The organism is Nocardia sp. NPDC060259 (genome assembly GCF_042728775.1).
In the GTDB taxonomy this organism is placed as follows: domain Bacteria; phylum Actinomycetota; class Actinomycetes; order Mycobacteriales; family Mycobacteriaceae; genus Nocardia.
On the sequence record NZ_JBHXAY010000001.1, the window covers coordinates 137,442 to 157,611 of the forward strand.

Consider the following 20,170-nt stretch of genomic DNA (forward strand, 5'->3'; position numbering starts at 1 on the left):
TCAGGCCGCCCCGGCCGCCTGGCGAAGGATCATTTCGTGCGCCTAGAGCACTGTTGCGAGACAACCTGTTCAAGGCTCCCCACACCGACACTGGCACGCCACCAGACGACACACAGACCGTTTCGGGCGGAGACACCACGGCGTCGAATCCGAACACCCGCGACGATCGTCCCGATGAGTCCGACTGACAGCCGTGCGAATACGGCCGAGTATGCGGCACCGTCCTTTCCGAGCACCATCGAAGGTCGTGGTCGCACCGGTACCTCCTTCGTGCTGACCGCTACGGCAGTGATCACCCGCGCCCTAGGCTTGTGCAGAGGTCGGGGGTTCGGGTGCCACGGCCGCGTCGCTGAGCAGCTGGGAAACCTCGGGTAGATCGATGCGGATGCGGCGGTCCATCGCACTAGCCAGCAACTCGTCGGCGACCTGACGAACAACTGGGCGCACATCGTCGAGGGTGTGGCTGAGGTGATGTACTTGCTGCGGTGAGGGCTGATCGAGGACTGGTCCGAGCAGATGCGTGCGGAACTGCTGAACGAACGCGAAGGCGATGCGGTCGAAGGCGGCCTCCAATTCGTAGGACAAGGTCAGCAGCGAGTTCAGCGGGATCCCCGCCGCTACCAAGGTGGTGACCGAGTCGAGCAGCCGTGCGCTGCTGAAGAAGAAGCGATCACCCTCGGCGCGGAGGAATCCGCGAGTCATCGCTTCGGCCAGGTTCTCGGCAGTGAGTTGTTCACCGAACCGGGCGAACAGTTGATCCAACTCCAGCTCGATTTCGTCGTCGCTCCACGCAGTCGAGGCAACTGATTCGAAGCCCAGCAATTCGGTGACCCCGCCGCCCTGTTCGGCGCTGGCAAACAGGTCGGCGATCCCCTCGAGGCTGTGCCCGCGAGCAAGGAGGTCGGCGATCAATTGCAACCGTTCGAGGTGGCTCGCGTGATAGATCGCGTATCTGCCTTGGCGTACGGGCGGGGCGAGCAGCCCCCTCTGCTGGTAGTAACGCACAGTGCGCACCGGTACGGCGGCGGCCGCGGCCAGCTCCGAGACCCGGTACTCAGCTTCTTCATCTCCCATTTCCACGCCTCCGTCCGTCAACCTGCTCGCTGCGATCGTAGTGTGTCGACGCTACCCACTATTGCAATAGACGGTGGTTCAGTCTGAGCGTTCTCGGCTACTCGAGCGGCCGCTCTCGCCGATCATCCCGTGAAGTGAGCAATCGTGGCGTGCACATGAGCCAGACTGTTACAGTGATCACTGTAATCAACGAAGCGGCGCCGAGGGGGCGGCGAGCAGGTGGGTTCGTTTGCACACCACAGGAGGTGCCCACCATGGTGACGACCAGCAGTACATACGCAGAGAATCTCGCGTTGGGTGGTGCGCCTGCCGCCGTGCACCTGCGCCGTGATGCTCGCCTACCCCAGCAGGTGCTGGCGAAGATAGGGGGGCAGCGCGGCCCCCAACCCGGCGCGGTAATGCCGTGCGGAGTTCGATGGGCCGAAGCCGAGGAGGTGCTGCGAGGCTGCTTGGATCTGATCGCGGCCGCGCTGGAGGGATTGCCACCCAGCCCAGTTCCCGCGATGTCGAGGGTCAGGATCGGCGACTGGGCGGCGCAGGGCGTGGCCCTCGAGGCCGTGCAGCATGCCACGCACGCAGCATTTCGGTTCGTGCTCGACGAGCTCTCGCGACGAGCCACCAGTGCCGACAGCCGAGCACTGGCGATTGCCGGGCAGCGTCTCGCGGCCGTATTGGAAGAGGTCGAAACCAGCTTCACCACCGCCTATCTCCGCGTGGTGCGCGCCGCGACTACTGAACACGATGACTCCGGCGAGGTGTTCGCCTCGGCGTTGATCACCGGGGCTGCGATGACTTCGTCGTGGACGCGCAGCAGCAGATTCGTGCTCAGCGAGTCCTACACCGTGCTCGCACTAGCCCAGGAGCACGGTGTTGCCGACACTGCCGGCCACCGCGAAACCTGGCTGCGGCGCTTGCGCGTGGAACTGGCATCCTTGCCTGACGGTTCGCCACCGGCGCTGCTCGGTGTGGGCGGTGGAACGTTGCTGATCGGCGATGAAGACCTCGGCGCGATCGACGTATCGGACTTGTACGAACGTCTGCAGGCCGCGACGGCCGAGACACCACTGCGCTTCGGACTGGTCCACGCTCAGACCGATCACCTGCCTGAGGCCACCCGACAGGCACATGAGCTGGTCGACCTCGCAGCACGGCTGTACCGCCCGCCAGGTGTGTACCGGATGTCGGATCTGGTGGTGGAGTACCAGGTCACTCGCCCAGGGCCCGGACGACGACAGGTGGCGGCGGTGCTGGATCCGCTGCGTGATCAACCCGAACTGCTCGAAACTTTGATCGTTCACATTCGCAACAAACGCAATCGTCGACGCACCGCCGGCATCCTGCACCTGCATCCCAACACCGTCGACTACCGCCTGCGTCGGGTTGCCGTCCATACCGGCCTGGACCCAGCCACTGTCCACGGGTTGTGGTATCTGCAAGCTGCTCTGGTGGCCAGCGCCTATGAAGCCAACACCGCCTCCGTTACCGAAGCCGGTTCGTCCACCGAAACCGACAACGACTCCCCGCAGCAGTGACCCCACATCCGCAGCGCACCAACCGCGCCAGCTCGAGCACCGTGCGAGGACTTCGGCTGCCACATATAGAAATCCTCCGAATATTCACCGACCCGGATGGGCGGTGGGGTACCTCGCTCGGTGTCGTCGACGGAACATCGATAATCGACCCCGATGAGCGGCGATCCCTGGCCGATCGGCTGTCGTGCGAGACCGTCTTTATCGATGACTTCGAGGGCGCGCGAATCCAGATCGCGAACCACCCAGCGAAATCGACCTTCGCCGAACGATCCCTGATCGGCGCAGCGTGGGTGCTGGCCCGTGAGCTCGGATATCAACCGCGCTACCTGCAGACCGCTACAGAAATGATCCGAACCTGGAACGAGGAAGGGGTGGTCTGGATCCGGGGCCCACTGGCCTCGACACCACCGTGGTGGCATGAACGCCTCGACACCGCCGTCGAGATCGAAGCGCTGACCGCGCCACTGCCACCACAACAGGACGCTACCCAACTGTGGGCTTGGCAAGACGAGGCGGCCGGTATAGCGCGCGCCCGAGCGTTCGCCACCCGATTCGAAACGATGGAAGACGAGGCTTGCGGATCGGCTTCGATGCGCCTGGCCGCGGTACTCGGTCGCAGACTGACAATCAATCACGGCGAAGGTTCGGTCATCTTCGCGGAGCCCGGACCGCCGGGAACCGCTGACATCGGCGGCTGGGTCGTCAGCGACGGACCTCTCACCTAGTTTTCGGTTGGATCGAAGAATGTGGGGATCACCTGCGCAGCAGTGCCTTTGATCCCCTTCGCAGCTTCAGCTTCGATCGATCGGTCCGCGATTGTCGAGACGCACCAACAGCCACCATGCAGGGAACACCATCATCGGCACAGCCGCAATACCTACGTCTCCGGCGAGGTGATGGCTTCCGTCCTTCCGGAGGGGCCGACGCTCGACCGTCCATCATCCGCGCACTCGAGTCGATTGTGGGAGAATAGAACACCGGAAACGCTCAAATATCCGTCGCACGGTCGCTTCGATGGCGAAAGGCCTCTACGGCGGCTTCGACGGTGGGATAGAAGTGTGTCCCGTCGAACCGGTCACTGACACCGAAGCGAATGATCTTGTCCTTGATCGGCCCCTTCATCTCGGCGAAGACCAATCGAATTCCCTTGCCTGCCAAGTAATTGTCGAGATCGACGAGTTCGTCGACGGCCGTCGTATCGAGATCGGTGATGGGTTCTGCGGCGATGATGACCCATTCGACCGGGGACGGAGCGTTCGCGACGACCGAGCGTACGTATTCGTCGAAGATCTGTCCGTTGGCGAAGAACAGGGGCGCGTCGAACCGCACCAGCACCAGGCCCGCGATACGTTGGCCGTCGGGGTGACGCTCGATGTCGTGGTAGCCGGGACGGTCCTTCGTCTGGACGAGCTCGGTGCGATAGGGCTGCCAAGCTCGCGCGACCACCGCGACGAACGAAAGACCGATCGCGACGATGATCCCCTGCAACACGCCTACCAGCGCGACGCCGACGAACGCTGCCGTCGCGAGCGCGAACTCCACCGAACTCATGTGCCACATCCGGACCATGCCGCGGATGTCGATCAACGCGGTGGCCGCGACGATGACGACGGCCCCGAGCGCGGCGTCGGGCAGGTACGCGGTGAGTCCGGGGGCGAGCAGCACGAAGAGCAGAACGGAGATCGCGCCGACGATACACGCCAATTGCGTATGGGCGCCGCTCTGTTCGGCGACCGGAGTTCGTGACCCGCTCGCGGAGACAGGAAATCCACCGAACAGTCCACCCGCCACATTGGCGACCCCGATCGCCTTCATCTCGGTGCTGCCGTCGACATCTTCCCCGTGCCGGGAAGCGAAGGTCCGCGACAGCACGCCGCTGTCGGCGAACGCGATCAGCGCGATCCCCGCCGCGGGTCCGATCAGGTGCCCGATGTCGGCCCAGCTGATGCCGCCGATGGAAGGCAGCGGCAGGCCTTCGGGCAGGGCACCGACCATCCCGATGTCGTCGGTGAGTCCGGCAGCGGCCGAGATCGCGATGGCGCCCGCGACCGCGACCAGCACCCCCGGCACCGCGGGCAGCCACCGGCGGAAGGCCAGGATGACAGCGAGCGAGCCGAGGCCGATAGCGGTCGCGATGGGATCGATATCGCTGCGGACCACGCTCTGCCCGATCTCGGCGATTTCGGCGAGCAGGCCGGTCGCATCGACGGAGAAGCCGAGCAGTTTGGGAAGTTGCCCGACGACGACGATGAGTGCGATCGCGTTCAGATAGCCGAGCCGGATGGGCTTGGACAGCAGTTCGGTGACGAACCCGAGACGAAGGAATCCACCGACGAGCAGAATGAGCCCGACGAGGACGGCAAGGACTCCCGCCAGGGCCAGCGCACGGTCGGGATCATCGACGGCGGCCAGTGGTAGCACCGCGGCCGCGATCAGCGGGGCGAGTGAGGAATCCGGGCCGAGAACAAGGATTCTGGACGGCCCGACCACCGCGTAGGCCAGCAGCGGCACAATGGTCGCGTAGAGCCCGGCGTACGCGGGAAGTCCCGCTGCTTCGGCATAGCCCATACCGGCGGGGATCAACAGCGCGGTCAGGACGAGGCCCGCGGTGACATCGGCTCGCAGCCACGCGCGGCGATATCCGCGGGCTGTCGCGATCCCGGGTAAGGCGGTCACGCGCTCCTTCCACGGCATGGTCGGGTTGTCTCAGCGTACTCGTGCCCGCGCGGGAAAGGCCGCCACCGGGGCCGGCGGCTCGACGACGGCGTGCACCGTGTCCGTGGCAGCCATAGCGCGCCGTCCTTTTCTCGATCAGAGCACTTCAGCAGGTGGGGGAACCTCTAGATCGTAGCCATCGTCTCAGCGCTGTGTGGCTCCTCGCCGATGGCCACGATCGGGTAGACGCCGACAGCTTGCCGAGCGGCCTTCTCGACGAGCAGCGGAACGAAATCCCGGACGCGGGCGTCGGCGAATCGCTCGTGAATACGGCGAACCAGGAGCTCGATCTCCGCCGGTGATTCCGCGGGGAAACGGGCGATCAGGCGTTCTATCACCTGATCGATCTGCACAGATTCGTTGTCGTCTCGCATCACCCACCGCCTGCTCGCTCGGGACTCGCCGGTCGCGTCATCTCGCCCACTGGGAATCGTCGGCTCCGCACCCTTCGACGGTCAGGCGCGAGAGCACATCCACGACGTTCGCCGGGCCGCCGGCCAGCAGGGCACCGCGTTGCCGGACGGCGCCGTTGCCGCCGGCGAGAACTGCAGCCAGCGTGTCGGAGGTGAATTCGTAGTCACCGGATTCCTCCAGGGCGGGACGGACGTGGCGAAGCAATCGGGCGAGGGCATGGCGACGACCCGCGACGGCTGTGGGGAATCGAGTGCTGGCGAGCCCGGCGCGGGCGGCGGAGCGGCACGCTGAGCGCAGGCGCGTCCGGGCGACCGGAACGGCGAGATGCCCACGGCCGATGGCGGCGACCGAGGTGATGACGAGGGCCCGCGCCAGACTCGCCAACAGTGTGGTTTCCACGACGGTGGCGGGCACGTCGCTGATCCGGATCTCGATCGTCGGCAGATGATCGGACAATCGCACATCCCAATAGACCATCCCGGGGTCGAGAATCTGTCCGTCTTCGGCGAGTCCCGCGACGATGTCGTCGTAGTGCGCTGCTGACCGGAAATACGGTGGTGGGCCCGCGCTGGGCCACCGCTCCCACAGCATGTGGCGCCAACTGGCGTGCCCGGTGTCGATGCCATCGGCGATCGGTGAATTCGCTGTCAACGCCAACAGCGTGGGCAGCCAACGGCGCAGGTGATTGCTGACCTGCACCGCGAGGTCGCGCTCGGGGACGCAGACATGGACATGGCAACCGCAGGTCACCTGCTGGACCAGCGCCCCGAAGCGTTCGGCCATGCGCTGGTATCTCGGCGTGTCGGTGATGGAACCGGCAGGCGGGCCCCAGATCGGAACCCCGACCGCCAGCGGAAGCGAACCGGACCGAGCCGCGGCGTCGATGATCGCGCCCCTGGCCCGCCGAACCTCGCGATGCACCGCCTCGATACTCGCGCAGACCGGAGTGCAGGTTTCGATCTGGCATTGCGAGAGTTCCAGCTGCACTTCGATGTCGGTCTCGGCTGCCGCCACGGCGGTGCTGGTCAGGGAAGGGCGGCCGGTGGCCGGGTCGATCAGCACGAACTCTTCCTCGACGCCGACGGTGAACGCGCGAACATCGTTGCGGTGCAACCGATCGCGTTGGTCGATCGACAGGGAAGCCATCGTTCCTCCTGGTCGGCGCCTCGCCCACCGCTGGACGAGCTATCGAGCAGACATCCGACAAGGGCTCAGCGTTCGGGTCGCCAGGTGGAGACAGCCCAGATGACCACGACACTCAGCGCGATGATCACGATGGACCATGCCGGGTAGTACGGCAGGGACATGAAGTTCGCGATGATGACCAGCGCGGCGATTCCCAGCGCGCCGTACCGACCCCATGTCGATCCGATCGCGAGGCCGAGGCCACAAATCAAGGCGACGGCACCCAGCACGACATGAATCCAGCCCCACGTCGTGGTGTCGAACTCGTAGACGTATTCGATTCCGGCGACGTAGAACTTGTCGTCCACGATCGCGGAGATACCCTGCAGAATGGAGACCGCCGCCAAGATGACGAGCATGAACGCGGCCGCGATGGATATCCCCTCGGCGACGGCCTGCCGCTCGACGGGCTCTGCCCCGGGTGTGACGTCGGGCGTCGAAGACGTGTGTGCGGTCATGGTCGACTCCTCGGTGATGCTGAGGACCGCCCACTCGACACCAGGCAAATCCGCCGTTGAATGGATGCAGGTCCTGTTGGAAACTTCTACTTGTTCGAATCCATTTGTCAGTGGACCACCTGTGGTGGTTAGTCACGATAAGGGATGCCCCTTTTCCGTGCGCGACTGTTCGCTCGGTGTCATGGTGCATCATCGAGAATCGTATGGCCCCGCGAAAGTATCTGCGGGGATACATTATCCGCATTCGTGGGGTTGCTCAGAGTTTACCGGAACGGATTCCTGTAAACAAGATGTGGCTGGACAAGACGTCGCGCAATCACGAGAGATGAGCGCGATCGGGCGGCCGACCGTGGACCGGCACAGATCGGCGGTCCCGAGGTGCCATCGTCCCACCCTCGACGGGCCGCACTCCACGTTGCTATCGGTTCGATAACCAGGCCACAGGATGGATTGTTCGGAAGAAACCGGTCGATTAGTATCCGAGCTGGCTCGATTCCATCCAAATTTCGCTGAGATCGTCAGATGACGGGTTCGAGCAGGGCCCGACGTCGCTGTCGATGGCGTCGGATATTCGACTGTGCAGGCGCACGCCACGGGCCAGACTCGGATTCACATTCGCCGACACCAGAGCTTCGAAGTCGACGAATCGCACAAACACTGCTGAACAAACTCGATTGTCGTGCCGGATTCTCTCACCGGTACCGCCGATGGCCGTCTACGGGCTCGCGTGCGTCTTCCTGTACTTGATCCCGGCGATCGTGTTCCTGCTGCCGACCTCACTGGTCTCCCCCGAACTGGCTCGGCTACCCGGGCGGGAACCGGTCTCGTCCGATGCGCAGGGCGGTGATGGTGGTCACGATCACACCTTGCGGGTCGCCTGTCGGTCGCCGACGAAGTCGGCGCGCAAGTAGAGCTGCCCCAGCGTTTCTGCGTGCTGGACGGTGAGGTCGATGAGCTCCCGCGCGCTGGCGTCGATCGCCCCGGCCTGCCAGGTGACCATCATCTCGAACCAGCCGCCGAGGAACATGATGGCACTGAGCCGAAAGGCTTTCGCGTCGATGTCTTTGCGGCCGTAGGGAATCGCCGCGTCGACGAAGACATCGGTCAACATGTGCAGCAGCTCGTGGCGGCGATGTTCGAGCACCCCGTTACCGGCATGATCACCGAAGAGAATCTGCGCTCGACGCGGGTCGTCAGCGACGCGATCGGTCACCAGCACGACACCTCGGCGCAGGATCGTGACCGGATGATCGCCGGTGGATTCGGCGAGCATCGCGGTCAGATCGGCCAGGACGCCATCGCGTTCCTCGTCCCAGATGGCGGCCAACAGGGCTTCCCGGTCCTCGAAACTGCTCCAGAAATAGCGGTCGGCGATCTTCGTCCGGGCACATACCTGACGCATCGTGACCGCAGCCCAACCGGACTCGACCCAGATGTCCTTGGCAGCGTCGACCAGCTTGTCGCGGCGTTCGGCCTGCCGCTCGTCGGCCGTTCGGCCGCCCCACAGCCGCTCAGAGTTCGGCATGGTTCCATCTTGACAAGTCGCAGCCGCCCTTCTCTAATTTGTAGGCATCCGCCTAAATTGTTGACACCTGCCAACAACCTATCGGGCGGTCGTTCGACTCGCAACGTCGCGAAAGGAGCGCTGATGTACCGCACTCTTGTGCACGGACTCGAGCGCCGCGCAGCGCAGGTTCTCGACCTGTACCCAGCCACCTCCCGACCATTGGCGGCGCCCCCTCCCGACTCCGGCCTGCTGCCGGTTCCAGGCGATCCCGGGGCCCCGCTCGTCGGGCGAACTCTGACGATGCTGACCGAGCCGCTGGAAGGAGCTCGCGCCGTCATCGACAAGTACGGCGCAGTGTCCTGGACCAATCTGCTGGGGCGCCCGTACGTGCTGGCTACCGGACCCGAGGCGCTCGAAGCGCTGTGGATGAACCGGGACAAGGCGTTCTCCAGCGAGAAGGGCTTCGAGTGGGCGATCGGACCGTTCTTCCGCCGGGGCGTTCTGCTGCTGGACTTCGAGGAGCACACGCACCATCGGCGAATCCTGCAGCAAGCGTTCACCCGCCAACGCCTGATCAGCTACCTCGAACTACTGAAGCCGGGCATCGAGCGGGAACTCGACGCATGGCAGCCCGGCGCGGACTTCCCGGCATATTCCCACGTCAAGGCCATGCTGCTGCATCTGGCGTCCGAGGTCTTCGTCGGCACCGAGCTCGGCGCGGAGTCGGCGAAGATCGAGCAGGCCTTCGTGTCCACCCTCGAGGGTGGACAAGCCCTTGTCCGCACCAATGTGCCCGGCGGCAAATGGTCCCGTGGCCTCCGTGGCCGCCGCACGTTGCAGAAGTACTTCCGCGAGCAACTGCCCGCCAAACGGGCCGGGAACGACAACGATCTGTTCAGCGTGCTGTGCCGAGCCCGCAGCCAGGACGGCCGCGCCTTCACCGATGACGACGTGGTCAACCACATGATCTTCACCCTCATGGCCGCACATGACACCAGCGCGCTCGCGCTGTCGATGTTCATCATGCTGCTCGGCAAGCATCCACAGTGGCAGCAGCGGCTGCGCGCGGAGTCGATCGCGCTGGGCAAACCGGTCCTGGACTACGACGACATCGAGCAGCTGGCGTCGATGGACCTCGCCTTCAGGGAAACACTCCGCATGTACGCGCCGGCGGGGACGCTGTTCCGGCAGGCGATCCGGGACACCGAGTTGCTCGGCTACCACATTCCCGCAGGCACCGACGTCATGATCGGAGCGTTCCCGACCATGCGCAACGAGCGTTGGTGGGCTCGTCCGGATGAGTTCGATCCCGAACGCTTCGCCGAGCATCGCCGTGAAGATCGCTCTCACAAGATGGCCTGGGCACCGTTCGGCGGTGGCGCACACAAGTGCATCGGCCTGTATTTCGGTGGCATGACGGTCAAGTCGGTGATGCATCGACTGTTGCTGAATTTCGAGTGGAGCGTGCCCGCCGACTACGAACCACCACTGGCCTGGGGCACCGGACCGATTCCGATGGACGGCGGCCCGATCACCCTGCGCAGGCGCACAGCCGGAACACCTCCGGGGAACGTGACATGACCAGGCTCATCGCGGCCACCCAGTAGCCAGTTCAGCCCGTGATCCGCCTGAGCGGGACGGAGTGATCTTCCCAGGTCGCCTGACGGGATCGGCGGCATCGAAACGGCCGGGTGAGCGGGTCGCGCGAGTCGACATGCCGCTCGCACCTCCGCTACCGGTGGTTTCGCCTGCGCGCGGTCCAGTGCGCGAAAGATCCCGATGAATGGGATACCCCGCATTTGATTCGGGCAAGTAGCTGCTTCTGTGAGACGCGACACCCCTAGTTCCGGTGCTTCGGCATACCTGAAGTGGCGTTCGCCACGATGAAAGGCATTCTCACCCATGCGAATCCGATCTCTTCGATTGTCCAGTGCGGTGATGGCGGCCGCGGTCGCGGCCACAACCGCTACCACCGGCGTCGCGTCCGCCGATATCGACTTCGGAAGCTCCGGCAGCAGTTCCGGCAGCAGCGGCGACATGGTCATCACCCTGGTGCGCCATGCCGAGTCCCTCGGTAACACCTCCGGCCTGATCGACACCAAGGTGCCCGGACCCGACCTGACCTCACGCGGCCGGACACAGGCAGACAATCTGGCCATCCAGCTGGCCGACAAGAATTACGACTGCGCCTTCGCGTCCAACATGGTGCGTACCGAGCAGACTGCGGCACCGACCGTCGCCAAACAGGACCTGAGCCTCAACATTCAGCCCGGCTTCCGGGAGATCGAGGCAGGCCAGTACGAGGGCACCCCGGAGGCCGAGGCGCTGTCCGGGTACCTGCAGGCGCCGGTCAAGTGGCTCTCCGGCGACCTGACCGCACGGATTCCAGGCTCCATCGACGGCAACGAGTTCGACGGCCGCGTCGATCAGGCACTGCTCGATGTGCAGCGCCGCGGCTGCGCCAACCCGGTGATCTTCTCGCACGGCGGCACCATCATGTTCTGGTCGATGATGAACGCCGACAACGCCGACAAGAGCAAACTCGGCACCGATCCGATGCGCAACGGCGGCCGCGTCGTCCTCGAGGGCAGCCCGCAGAAGGGCTGGACGATTGTCGAGTGGGTCGGCCACCCGGACCTGGGCTGATTCACCCTTCCGCGCCCCGGATGTCACCGACACAATCGATGGCACCGGGGCGCGGTTGTATCTCAGCCCGGGGTTCCCCATGGCGCAGTCGGCCACCGCACCCGATGGGATCACCGTCGTCGAACTGGTCGCCCGCGGAAGGTTCCCGCACCAGCGGCCGCTGCGCCAATGGTCACGCGCCGACGAAGGCGCTGCCGCCCAAGCACTCTCAGCCACCGTCACCGCGGACCTGTCGACCGCCTGGTCGACGAACCTACGACCCTACCTCGATATAGCCCACCGGATCCAGGTGCTCAACCTGCTGCACGAATTGCACCAGCAGGCCCGCGCCGTCGTCGCGGTCCTGCACGACCTCAATCGCGCCGCCCGTTAGGCCACTGACATCATTGCGATGAACGGCGGACGCGTTGTAGCACAAGGCAACCCACGCGATGTCATCGCCAACGAACTCGTCTCGCGCACCTTCGACCTCCCCAACACCGCCACCGACGACCCCCTCACCGGCACTTCCCTCGTCATTCCCATCGACACCCGCAAGAGGCAGATCCTGTACTGCCGCTTATCGCGCCGACCAGACCGGTCAGTGCGCGCGGGGCGAAGGTCGACGGGCCAAGATGATCGGGCGCCGGCCGAACGCACCATCATGCCGAGTTGGGTGTGCAGGTACTGGGATCGATAGGTTGAATGGCGGGTTTGAAGCATCGCGTCAACGTGATCGCGGACGAAGCCGACAGAGGTGGTGAAGATGTGAATGACGAGGAGTACTCGAAGGCCATTCGGCTGTTCCGGAGCTTGACGGGACGAGTTCCGGATCACTATCTCGGCGTAGCGTATGGCCTTGTCCACAACGAAGACGCCATGGCTGTGCAGGCGGTCGTTCTCGGGCTGGACTACGATGGTATCGGTGTGACCGGAGAGGAGTGGCTCCTCGTTCGAGACCTCCTCGAAGTGGGTGATCTGCAAGAGGACGAGCTGCATATTTCCCTCCTGGACATTCCGCCGACGCTGGCGTATTCGTTCACACCCGATGCGCCGGAGCACATCCCCGAACCTCTTGCCGCAGATCGTCTGATGGCCATGTCCGTCGCAGGGCGGGGCGTTACTGCGGTCAGGAGGGTGTATCGGTCACCGAAACACGCGGCGGCGAATCCAGCCTCCTGGCTGTATCTCGTCGAGACCGAGGTCGGTGTGGAGGAGGCGAGACTTTCCGACTACCTGAGTTCTCAGCTGTGGCACGAGTTGCAAGAAAAGCAGCTGGTCGAGACATACCCTGCCGGGGCTGTTCTACCGACCTATCATTCTGCCGCGTTGGCAGCATCGAAGCTGCTCTGGCCCTGAACAATTGAGCAAGAGGCGCTGCACCTCAGCCCACGCAATCCACCCTGCGCGCTCATGCCGCCTACCGCGCTGAGCCAAGCGGCCACGTCGTGGTAGCTGGCCGGCCAGACCGGTTGCGGCTCAGAATATCCGGTGGTGCCGATCAGCGGATCTCGACCACCACTTTGCCCAGGGCGCGTCCCGCACCGACGTGGGCCAGCGCGTTCGCGGTCTCGTCGAGGGGGAAACTGCGGTCGATGTGGATACCGATCCGTCCCGCGACACACGACTCCGCGAGGGGTGTGAAGTGCGCGGGCCCTTCCTTCACCGCGAGGACCCCGAGCTTGCGACCGGTCACCATTCCGGCGACCACGCCGACCGTCGTCAACCGCAGCAACGCGCGCGTGGTGCCGCCGACGCAGCGGTACCGGCCACCACGCGCGACCGACCTGCGATAGGCGAAGACCGACCGGTGGGCGACGAGGTCGAGTACCCGGTCGTACGGTCCGTTTCGGGTAAAGTCCTCAGCGCGATAGTCGATGACCTCGTCGGCGCCGAGCGTGCGCATGAACGCCAGTTTGGCGGCGTTGTCCACCCCGGTCACATGCGCCCCGGCACTCTTGGCCAGCTGGATAGCAAACGCTCCGGACCCGCCGCCCGCTCCGTTGATCAACACCGACATACCGGCGGTGATGCCGGCCGTGCCCTGCAGTGCTATCGCCCCCGCCTGTGGCAGCGTCGACACCTCGGCGAAGCTCAGCGACACCGGTTTGTGAGCCAGCGCCGATTCAGGAACCACCGCATACTCCGCGAACCCACCCTTGAGCATGAGATTGTCGCCGTAGACCTCGTCACCCGGCGCGAACAGCGTGACCTCGGAGCCGACGACTTCGACCCGTCCGGCGATATCGGATCCGAGAACCGGGCGTCCGGGTGCCCGGAGCCCGCCGATACGCGAATACAGCGGCGTCCCCCGCAATGTCTCCCAGTCGGAGAGGTTGATTGACGTCGCGTGCACCTGGACGAGCACCTGTTTCGGCCCTGGGGAAGGCGCTGGGACCTCCACGACCGACAGCACCTCGGGGCCGCCGTAGTGGTCGTACACGACGGCCCTCATGCGATTCCAGCACCGAGGATCGAGCGACAGCCTGACACACGACATACTCTAGTCGGCGGGCCGCCCCGCGACCGGCGAACTGTGCGTCGGCCTTGTCCTGTGCCCAGGTCAACGCGTCGGTGGCCGCACGGCGGAGCGGCTGCTACCGGCCACGCAGGCGAGCACGCGCGCCTGCGATGATCGTGATGATCATGACCGTCATAACCTGCAGCGCGGTGAGTGGAAGTGCAGGGGGTGACTGCGCGGGTGCGGCGTACTCGACTGGGGGCTGCGGCACTGGCAGCGGCGGGATCGCTGCGGGGATCGCTGGGATCACCTCGGGCAATCGCACTGGGATAGGCACGACGGCCGGTGCCACCGCTGCCGGTGGAATGGTCAGGGGGATACCGGGTTCCGGCAGACCCGGGACCGGTAGCAACAGCGCGCAGGTCAGCAGGGCGCTGCCGGTCGCGGCGCTGCCGACCGCCACACTGCCCGCACCGGCCGAGCCGGAGCCGACGATTCCGCTGGAACCGGGGCCGATCAGGCTCGAGCCCAAGCCGCTACCGGTGACGATGCCGGACCCCAGCGCGGCGCTGCCGACTGCCGCGCTGCCGACGCAGGCAGGAAGCACATGATCGGGGTTGGGGAGCAGTAGGCCGCCGAGCGTGCCCGGGGCGGCGGTCGGAGTCGTCAGTGCCGTACCAGGCGCGCGATCGGATGGCGTGGGATCCACAACGGTTGGATCGATCATCGCGGTGCCACTGGGAGTGCTCGGGCCGATGCCGAGAGCTTGCGCGGCCGCCGGATTCGGGACCATCCCCGCCGAGCTGCCGGTCGGCGCCGCCGACCAGCCCGGTCCACTCGCGAGGCTGCTGCCGGTGCCGAGCCCCAACTCCTGCCCGTCTGATTGTCCGTCGCTCGGGGCGGCCACGGTGCCCGGAGCCGCACTGCCGCTGATGATCTGGTCGATCGTCGGTATTCCCGGGGCAGCCGCAGCGAGCGGTACGTGGACGACGAGCAGAGCCGCAGCCGCCGACCCCGTCGCGAATACTTGTACTGTTCTTCGTTTTCCGCTCACCGTGCCTCCAAAAGCCCAGTACCGATCGCTGTTTGACCTGGTCAACGAGGAATATCGCCGCTGGACGACGATTCCGCGGCAAGGTGCTGGAAGCGTGCGAGCGCGAGTTCGTAGGCATCCTTGGCGACATGGTTGCCGCCGGCGAACGGCCGATCCAGTTGATAGACAGCCACAATGACGGCACCGATCACCAGACCGAACAACCCGGTCATGAGGATGCTGCGCTTGGTGACCACGACACCGGAGAAGACGGTGCCGAACAACAGCATGGCGGTGGCGAACCACAGGGCGATGTAGAGGAAACCGGGCAATCGATAGCCGGCGTCCAGGCCACGGTCGAAGCGGGCCTCGGTGATCGCCGCAACGGCAGCGGCAGTCTCGTCCTGGTCCGCCTTCGCTTCCGGGGTGGCGGTAGGCACGGAATCCACCGCCTCCCGTAGATCATCCAGCGTTGCCTGCGTGGACGGACTCAGCCGGCGCTGTTCGTCCATGACCTGCCACTCCTCGTTGATCACCTGCCGGGTGTAGGCCGTCACGAGGGTTTGGATCTTCTCACGATCCGGCTCGGGCATGCTGTTCGCGGACTCGTACACGCTCACCAGGGCCTTGCCCTCCGACACGGTGTGCGCATGCGAGGTGTCGTACTGCTGCCACAGAATCACCACCACGAACGCCACGATGGCGGCGAAGAACATGTTGACCATGTCCAGCATCATCGAACCAGCACCCGAATCGTCGTCGTGCCGCCACGATTCGGGCCGCACCCGATCCCCCAGCACCAAGATCCCCACCGCGACGCCCACGAAGAGCGCCAATACCGCCAGCTGCAACAGAATTCCTAGCATTCCGCGACTCCGTTCCTGCCGGGGGTGGAAGCGATCACAGGGTATTCGTGGTGGCCGGGCGGATGGATGGCGATCCGATTCCCTTTCACCCCAACGAATTACGACCGACTGGTCGCTTTCGGGGCGCTGCCGCCGTGCCAACTCCGTGCCCGCTCGAGGTTCATCCCACCTAGAGCGCTGGGCACTCCACTCACAGGCCGAAGCCAGAAGCAGGAACACTCCCTCGACCGCGGGTGGGTCGTGCGGCCCGGTGGCCCCGTCACCGGATCTGAAATGAAACTGTGTCTGAAAGTGTCGGCGAAACCGACGGCGAGTGGCGAGAATTGGCCCGACGGTTCGGCGCGACTCACCACCTGCCGCATCGTCACGACTCCCCTTCGGCAACAGAGGAATTGGACGATGAACAGGTTGTCGAGATCCGCCGCGGCGACGTTGGTTGCCGCCGTCGTCGCGACCGGGACCGCGGCGGCCGGCGTCGCGCGGGCGGAATCGCCGGGCGCGCAGCCCTGCACCCCGTACACCGCAGTTTTCGGGCCGGGGACCTGGGAGACCACGCCGGGCGCCGATCCCGAGCTGCCCGTCGGCATGCTCCGGCCCGTCGGAGATGGCCTGCAACGGCAGTTCGGCCGTGACATCTCGGTTCTCTACGTCCCCTATGCCGCAAGTGCTTTCGACCAGGGTATGAGCTACGCGGAGTCCCTGAGCACCCTGGAATCCGGCTTGCGCCAGATGCTGCGCGGCCTGTGCAGCTCGACGCGGGTCATCCTCGCCGGCTACAGCCAGGGCGCGGACGGCATCGGCGATCTCGCCACCGAGATCGGCAACGGCGACGGTCCCATCGACGCCGATCGAGTGGTCGGTGTCGGACTACTGGCCGATCCGCATCGTGACCCGAATACCACACTCTCCCTGGGAAATCCGCAGCCCGGCCGAGGCATAGCCGGAATGCGAAGCCGGGATTTCGGCGCGTTGAGCGATCGGGTTCGCACCCTGTGTGCCGACGGCGACCTGTACTGCTCCCTCGATGCCGCCACCTCTCCGTTCCTCGCCGTGTTGGGCAGGGTCCTGAGCGGTGATCCCACACCGATCGCGAACTTCCTCCCCGCCACGGCCGATCCCAGCAACCTGATCGCGCAAGCCGTCACCATGGGCGCGGGCTGGACCGCCACCGCGGCGAACCTGCCTACCATTCTCGACAACCTCACCCGCCTCCCGGAGTCCATCGCGGCGGGTGACATTCGCGGTGCGCACCAGACGGCGCGTGACCTGAACGTTGACCTGGCCCCGTTGGTCCAGGCCGCCGCGGGTGTAGACCGAGTCCTGGTCGCCCAGGTCATCCGCGCAGCCGCCGCCGTCGACCCCTCTGGTCGGACCGCAGGCGTCAGCGTCATCGCCGACGCCCTGATGCACATCGATTTTCTGAGCATCGCCGACAGGGTCGGCCAGATTCAGGAAATCCTCTGGCGTGCGGTCGAATCCCTCGATCGCAACGACCCCATCGCCGCCGCCGCCGACCTGGCGACCTTGGCCGTCACCGGCGCCGACCTCACCGGCTCCGTGCTCGGCCCCGTCGCCGCAGGCATCCGAGCCGACCTCCACGCAACCACCCGGACCCTGCTCAGCATCACCGACCCCGCCACCGTCGATGAGCTCGTCCAACTGGGCCGCCAAGGCGTGGACATGGCCAACTTCTACGCCTCCGCCGCCCACATCGACTACGGCGACGACGTCCACATCCTCCTGAGCTACCTGAGCTCCCAGGTCGTTTCATAGCCTTGGCGGCCCGTGGGATGGACGCAGACCCGACTCAGCGCGCCGAGGCGATCTCCGTCGCGGGGACGACACTGCGCAGGGCATCGACGACGGTGTCGATCAGCGCGTCGGCGCGTTCGGCCGAGAACAGGCCATCGATGTAGCCGAGATTCAACGACAACTCGCTGGTGCCCAGGCCGACGGTCAGCATCATGAGACCGCTGATCGACATGCCGGAGACGAATTCGGCGCCCGAGATCTCCCAGTCACCGATGCGGGCGGGGAAATCGCGGGTGTCGAGCGAGGTCAGGCACAGGTTGCCCGGACCGCGGGCGTCCAGTAGCCCGACCACCTTGTCCGGGTGTGCCGGTGTCTCGGGCAGCATGAAGCCGATTCCGCCCAGGTTGGCCAGGTGCTGGCGCTGTTCGATCCGGCGCGCGAAGTCGGCGGCGAACGCGATGGCCGTCAACCACAGTGGTTGGCCCGCCGGCGTCGGCAGGGCGATCATCGCCTGATAGGCACCGGTGTGGGCGGGGGTCAGCGGCCGGTCGAGCTGCTCGCGGAACAGGACCGAGACGCCGACCGGGAAATGGGCGTCCGGCGCACCGGCATCGCTACCGGCAGCCCGCGCCAGCGCGGCAGCGACCAGACTCGACAGGGGCACCGCACGCTCGTCACAGGCGGCCAGGAGCGCCTGGTACTCGGTCCCGTCCAGCACTCGCCGCGTCAGCTTGGTGAAACGCTGCGTCGGCGCCACATCGGCACCGGCGCCGAGCCGCACCGGCTTGACCCGGAGATCACGCACCCCGTCGACCGCGAGGCGGGCGATGGCCTTGCGCTTGCCGCGCCAGCCGTGGAAAGGCTTGGGGAACAATGCTTCCGGTGCGGGCGGGGCCGGCACCTCGGCGACCCAACCACCCGCGCCGGCGGCGAGCTCGAGCACCTGCCGGGCGAACGACAGCACGGTTACCGCGTCGGCGATGGTGTAGGTGGAGGTCAGCACGAGATCGTGGACGTGGGGGGCGACGGTGATCAGGGTGGCCCGCAGCAGCGGTGCCTCCGCGTCGAATCGGGTCCGCAACTCGGCGTCGGCCTCGGCGACCCAGTCACCGGACGCTACCTCGCGCAACGGAATCGGGCGCAGCGCGACCGGAACGAACCGTGGATCGCGGCCGCCGTCGCTGCGCACCACGGCGTGCAGCATCGGGTGGCGCCGGACCAGAGCCGCCAGACCGGCGCGCACCGCGTCCGCGTCGAGATCGCCGGTGACGCGCACTCGCGACACGATGTGCAGGGGCGCCACCTGGTCCACGGTCCAGTGCCAGCGTTCCAGCGTGGACAACGGCCGTGGCAGCGCGGCTACCGGCGCGGGATCGCCCAGGCCCGGCCAGGTCATCGGCTCGGCCAGACTCGCTTGCAGCTTGGCCTCGTTGCCCTTGGCGATGAAGCTGTCGCGAATCGCGATCACCGCGCGATTGCGGGTCTGTTCGAGCCTGCCGAGCTTGCGGGAGCCGTCGACGAGCATGGTGGTGCGCGGAATCCGTCGCTGCTCGTAGACCCGCAATGCGGTCTCGGCGTCGTCGTGGGTGGCCAGCGCGTGCGCGAGCACCACGGCGTCCTCGATCGCCGAGTTCGCGCCCTGGCCCAGGCTGGGCAGCATCGGGTGGGCGGCGTCGCCGAGCAGGGTCACCCGGCCGCGACCCCAGGCGGTCAGCGGTGGCCGGTCCTGCGCGGGCAGTGCGAGAATGTCCGATTCCGGGGTGGCCGTGATGATTTCGGTGATCTCCGGTGCCCAGCTCGCGAATCTGCGCAGCAGGTCGTCTTTGCCGTGCCGCCAGTCGGCGGCCTGCTCGGCGGTCGTGGTCATGGTGGCCCACCAGTAGACGTTGCCGTGCCCGATGTCGTGGATGCCGAAGCGCATGCCCCGGCCCCAGTAGTGGATCGAAGCACCCGGTTCGATCGCCGGATGGGCGAACGGCACCAGTGCCAGCCAGCACACGAACTTGCCCGGTCGAGGAGCCTGCGATCCGTGCAGCTGAGCACGGATCGCGGAGTTGATGCCGTCCGCGCCGACGAGGACATCGGCGGAAAGAACACGGCCGTCGGCGAATTCGACCTGCACCGCGTCGGCGGTCTCGGTGAAGCCGACCGCCTCGGCGCCCAGCTCGACCCGCAAGTCCTCGCCACAGGCCGCCAGCAACACATCGTGCAGGCTTTTGCGGCTGACCGCGACGGCGGGCGCACCCAGCTCGGCATCGATGGCCGCCACGTCGACGCGCCGCAGGTCCGAGCCGTCCGGTCGGCGGAAGGTGAACGATCGGGCCTGTCCGCCGACCCGGAGCAGTTCCTCGTCGATGCCGAGATCAAGGGTGCGCAGCGCGTTCATCGCGTTCGACTGCACCGACAGCCCGAATCCGGCCGCGCGCAGTTCGGGGCCGCGCTCGCACAGCACGACATCGATTCCGGCCCGGCGCAGGGCCGCGGCGGCGGTGAGTCCGCCGATTCCGGCGCCGACCACTAGTGCCGACTTGGCGGGAGAGATCACTGG

At 66.0% G+C, this 20,170-nt stretch carries 17 protein-coding genes; 7 read left to right on the forward strand and 10 right to left on the reverse strand.

The window, feature by feature from the left end:
- Positions 1-303: 303 nt before the first annotated feature.
- The gene (locus ACFWF2_RS00745) at positions 304-1,074 is read right to left on the reverse strand and encodes a MerR family transcriptional regulator (protein WP_379303154.1); all 771 of its coding nucleotides are present in this window, start codon (positions 1,072-1,074) and stop codon (positions 304-306) included.
- 254 nt (positions 1,075-1,328) lie between these two features.
- On the opposite strand from ACFWF2_RS00745, the gene ACFWF2_RS00750 reads away from it, so the two are divergent.
- Together ACFWF2_RS00750 and ACFWF2_RS00755 are read left to right on the forward strand one after the other, a co-directional pair.
- Positions 1,329-2,606 (forward strand): PucR family transcriptional regulator, encoded by a 1,278-nt coding sequence (locus tag ACFWF2_RS00750; RefSeq protein WP_379303156.1) that lies wholly within the window; start codon positions 1,329-1,331, stop codon positions 2,604-2,606.
- Positions 2,603-3,331 (forward strand): hypothetical protein, encoded by a 729-nt coding sequence (locus ACFWF2_RS00755; RefSeq protein ID WP_379303158.1) that lies wholly within the window; start codon positions 2,603-2,605, stop codon positions 3,329-3,331. Before ACFWF2_RS00750 ends, ACFWF2_RS00755 begins: the two co-directional genes overlap by 4 nt.
- Positions 3,332-3,593: 262 nt before the next feature.
- Here the strand turns inward: ACFWF2_RS00755 and ACFWF2_RS00760 are convergent, their stop codons facing one another.
- From ACFWF2_RS00760 to ACFWF2_RS00780, 5 genes are all read right to left on the reverse strand, one after another.
- On the reverse strand, positions 3,594-5,282 hold the full coding sequence (locus ACFWF2_RS00760) for a SulP family inorganic anion transporter (protein WP_379303160.1): 1,689 nt from the start codon (positions 5,280-5,282) through the stop codon (positions 3,594-3,596).
- Positions 5,283-5,446: 164 nt separating this feature from the next.
- The gene (locus ACFWF2_RS00765; protein ID WP_379303162.1) at positions 5,447-5,695 is read right to left on the reverse strand and encodes a three-helix bundle dimerization domain-containing protein; all 249 of its coding nucleotides are present in this window, start codon (positions 5,693-5,695) and stop codon (positions 5,447-5,449) included.
- A 37-nt stretch (positions 5,696-5,732) separates the two neighbouring features.
- The gene (locus ACFWF2_RS00770; protein WP_379303164.1) at positions 5,733-6,881 is read right to left on the reverse strand and encodes a glutamate--cysteine ligase; all 1,149 of its coding nucleotides are present in this window, start codon (positions 6,879-6,881) and stop codon (positions 5,733-5,735) included.
- A 65-nt stretch (positions 6,882-6,946) separates the two neighbouring features.
- Complete coding sequence (locus ACFWF2_RS00775) at positions 6,947-7,378, reverse strand: acetyltransferase (RefSeq protein ID WP_379303166.1); 432 nt, start codon at positions 7,376-7,378, stop codon at positions 6,947-6,949.
- Positions 7,379-8,237: 859 nt separating this feature from the next.
- Complete coding sequence (locus ACFWF2_RS00780; RefSeq protein ID WP_379303168.1) at positions 8,238-8,903, reverse strand: TetR/AcrR family transcriptional regulator; 666 nt, start codon at positions 8,901-8,903, stop codon at positions 8,238-8,240.
- Positions 8,904-9,026: 123 nt separating this feature from the next.
- Between ACFWF2_RS00780 and ACFWF2_RS00785 the strand changes: the two genes are divergently transcribed.
- From ACFWF2_RS00785 to ACFWF2_RS00800, 4 genes are all read left to right on the forward strand, one after another.
- Entirely contained in the window at positions 9,027-10,466 is a 1,440-nt protein-coding gene (locus ACFWF2_RS00785) for a cytochrome P450 (RefSeq protein ID WP_379303170.1), read from the forward strand.
- 321 nt (positions 10,467-10,787) lie between these two features.
- Positions 10,788-11,531: a histidine phosphatase family protein gene (locus ACFWF2_RS00790; RefSeq protein WP_379303172.1), complete on the forward strand. Its 744-nt coding sequence runs from the start codon at positions 10,788-10,790 to the stop codon at positions 11,529-11,531.
- Between the two features lie 79 nt (positions 11,532-11,610).
- On the forward strand, positions 11,611-11,904 hold the full coding sequence (locus ACFWF2_RS00795) for a hypothetical protein (protein ID WP_379303174.1): 294 nt from the start codon (positions 11,611-11,613) through the stop codon (positions 11,902-11,904).
- Positions 11,905-12,215: 311 nt separating this feature from the next.
- Complete coding sequence (locus tag ACFWF2_RS00800; RefSeq protein ID WP_379303176.1) at positions 12,216-12,869, forward strand: hypothetical protein; 654 nt, start codon at positions 12,216-12,218, stop codon at positions 12,867-12,869.
- A 142-nt stretch (positions 12,870-13,011) separates the two neighbouring features.
- On the opposite strand, the gene ACFWF2_RS00805 is transcribed toward ACFWF2_RS00800, so the two are convergent.
- From ACFWF2_RS00805 to ACFWF2_RS00815, 3 genes are all read right to left on the reverse strand, one after another.
- The gene (locus ACFWF2_RS00805; protein WP_379303178.1) at positions 13,012-13,965 is read right to left on the reverse strand and encodes an NAD(P)-dependent alcohol dehydrogenase; all 954 of its coding nucleotides are present in this window, start codon (positions 13,963-13,965) and stop codon (positions 13,012-13,014) included.
- Between the two features lie 142 nt (positions 13,966-14,107).
- Positions 14,108-15,025 carry a hypothetical protein gene (locus ACFWF2_RS00810; protein WP_379303180.1) on the reverse strand — a complete coding sequence of 306 codons (918 nt, stop codon included), beginning with the start codon at positions 15,023-15,025 and terminating at the stop codon, positions 14,108-14,110.
- Between the two features lie 41 nt (positions 15,026-15,066).
- A complete protein-coding gene (locus ACFWF2_RS00815) occupies positions 15,067-16,089 on the reverse strand; it encodes a DUF4239 domain-containing protein (RefSeq protein WP_379303182.1) in 1,023 nt (340 codons plus the stop codon).
- A gap of 180 nt (positions 16,090-16,269) precedes the next feature.
- Between ACFWF2_RS00815 and ACFWF2_RS00820 the strand changes: the two genes are divergently transcribed.
- On the forward strand, positions 16,270-17,643 hold the full coding sequence (locus ACFWF2_RS00820) for a cutinase family protein (protein ID WP_379303184.1): 1,374 nt from the start codon (positions 16,270-16,272) through the stop codon (positions 17,641-17,643).
- 34 nt (positions 17,644-17,677) lie between these two features.
- Here the strand turns inward: ACFWF2_RS00820 and ACFWF2_RS00825 are convergent, their stop codons facing one another.
- Positions 17,678-20,167 (reverse strand): FAD-dependent monooxygenase, encoded by a 2,490-nt coding sequence (locus ACFWF2_RS00825; protein WP_379303186.1) that lies wholly within the window; start codon positions 20,165-20,167, stop codon positions 17,678-17,680.
- Between the last annotated feature and the right edge of the window lie 3 nt (positions 20,168-20,170).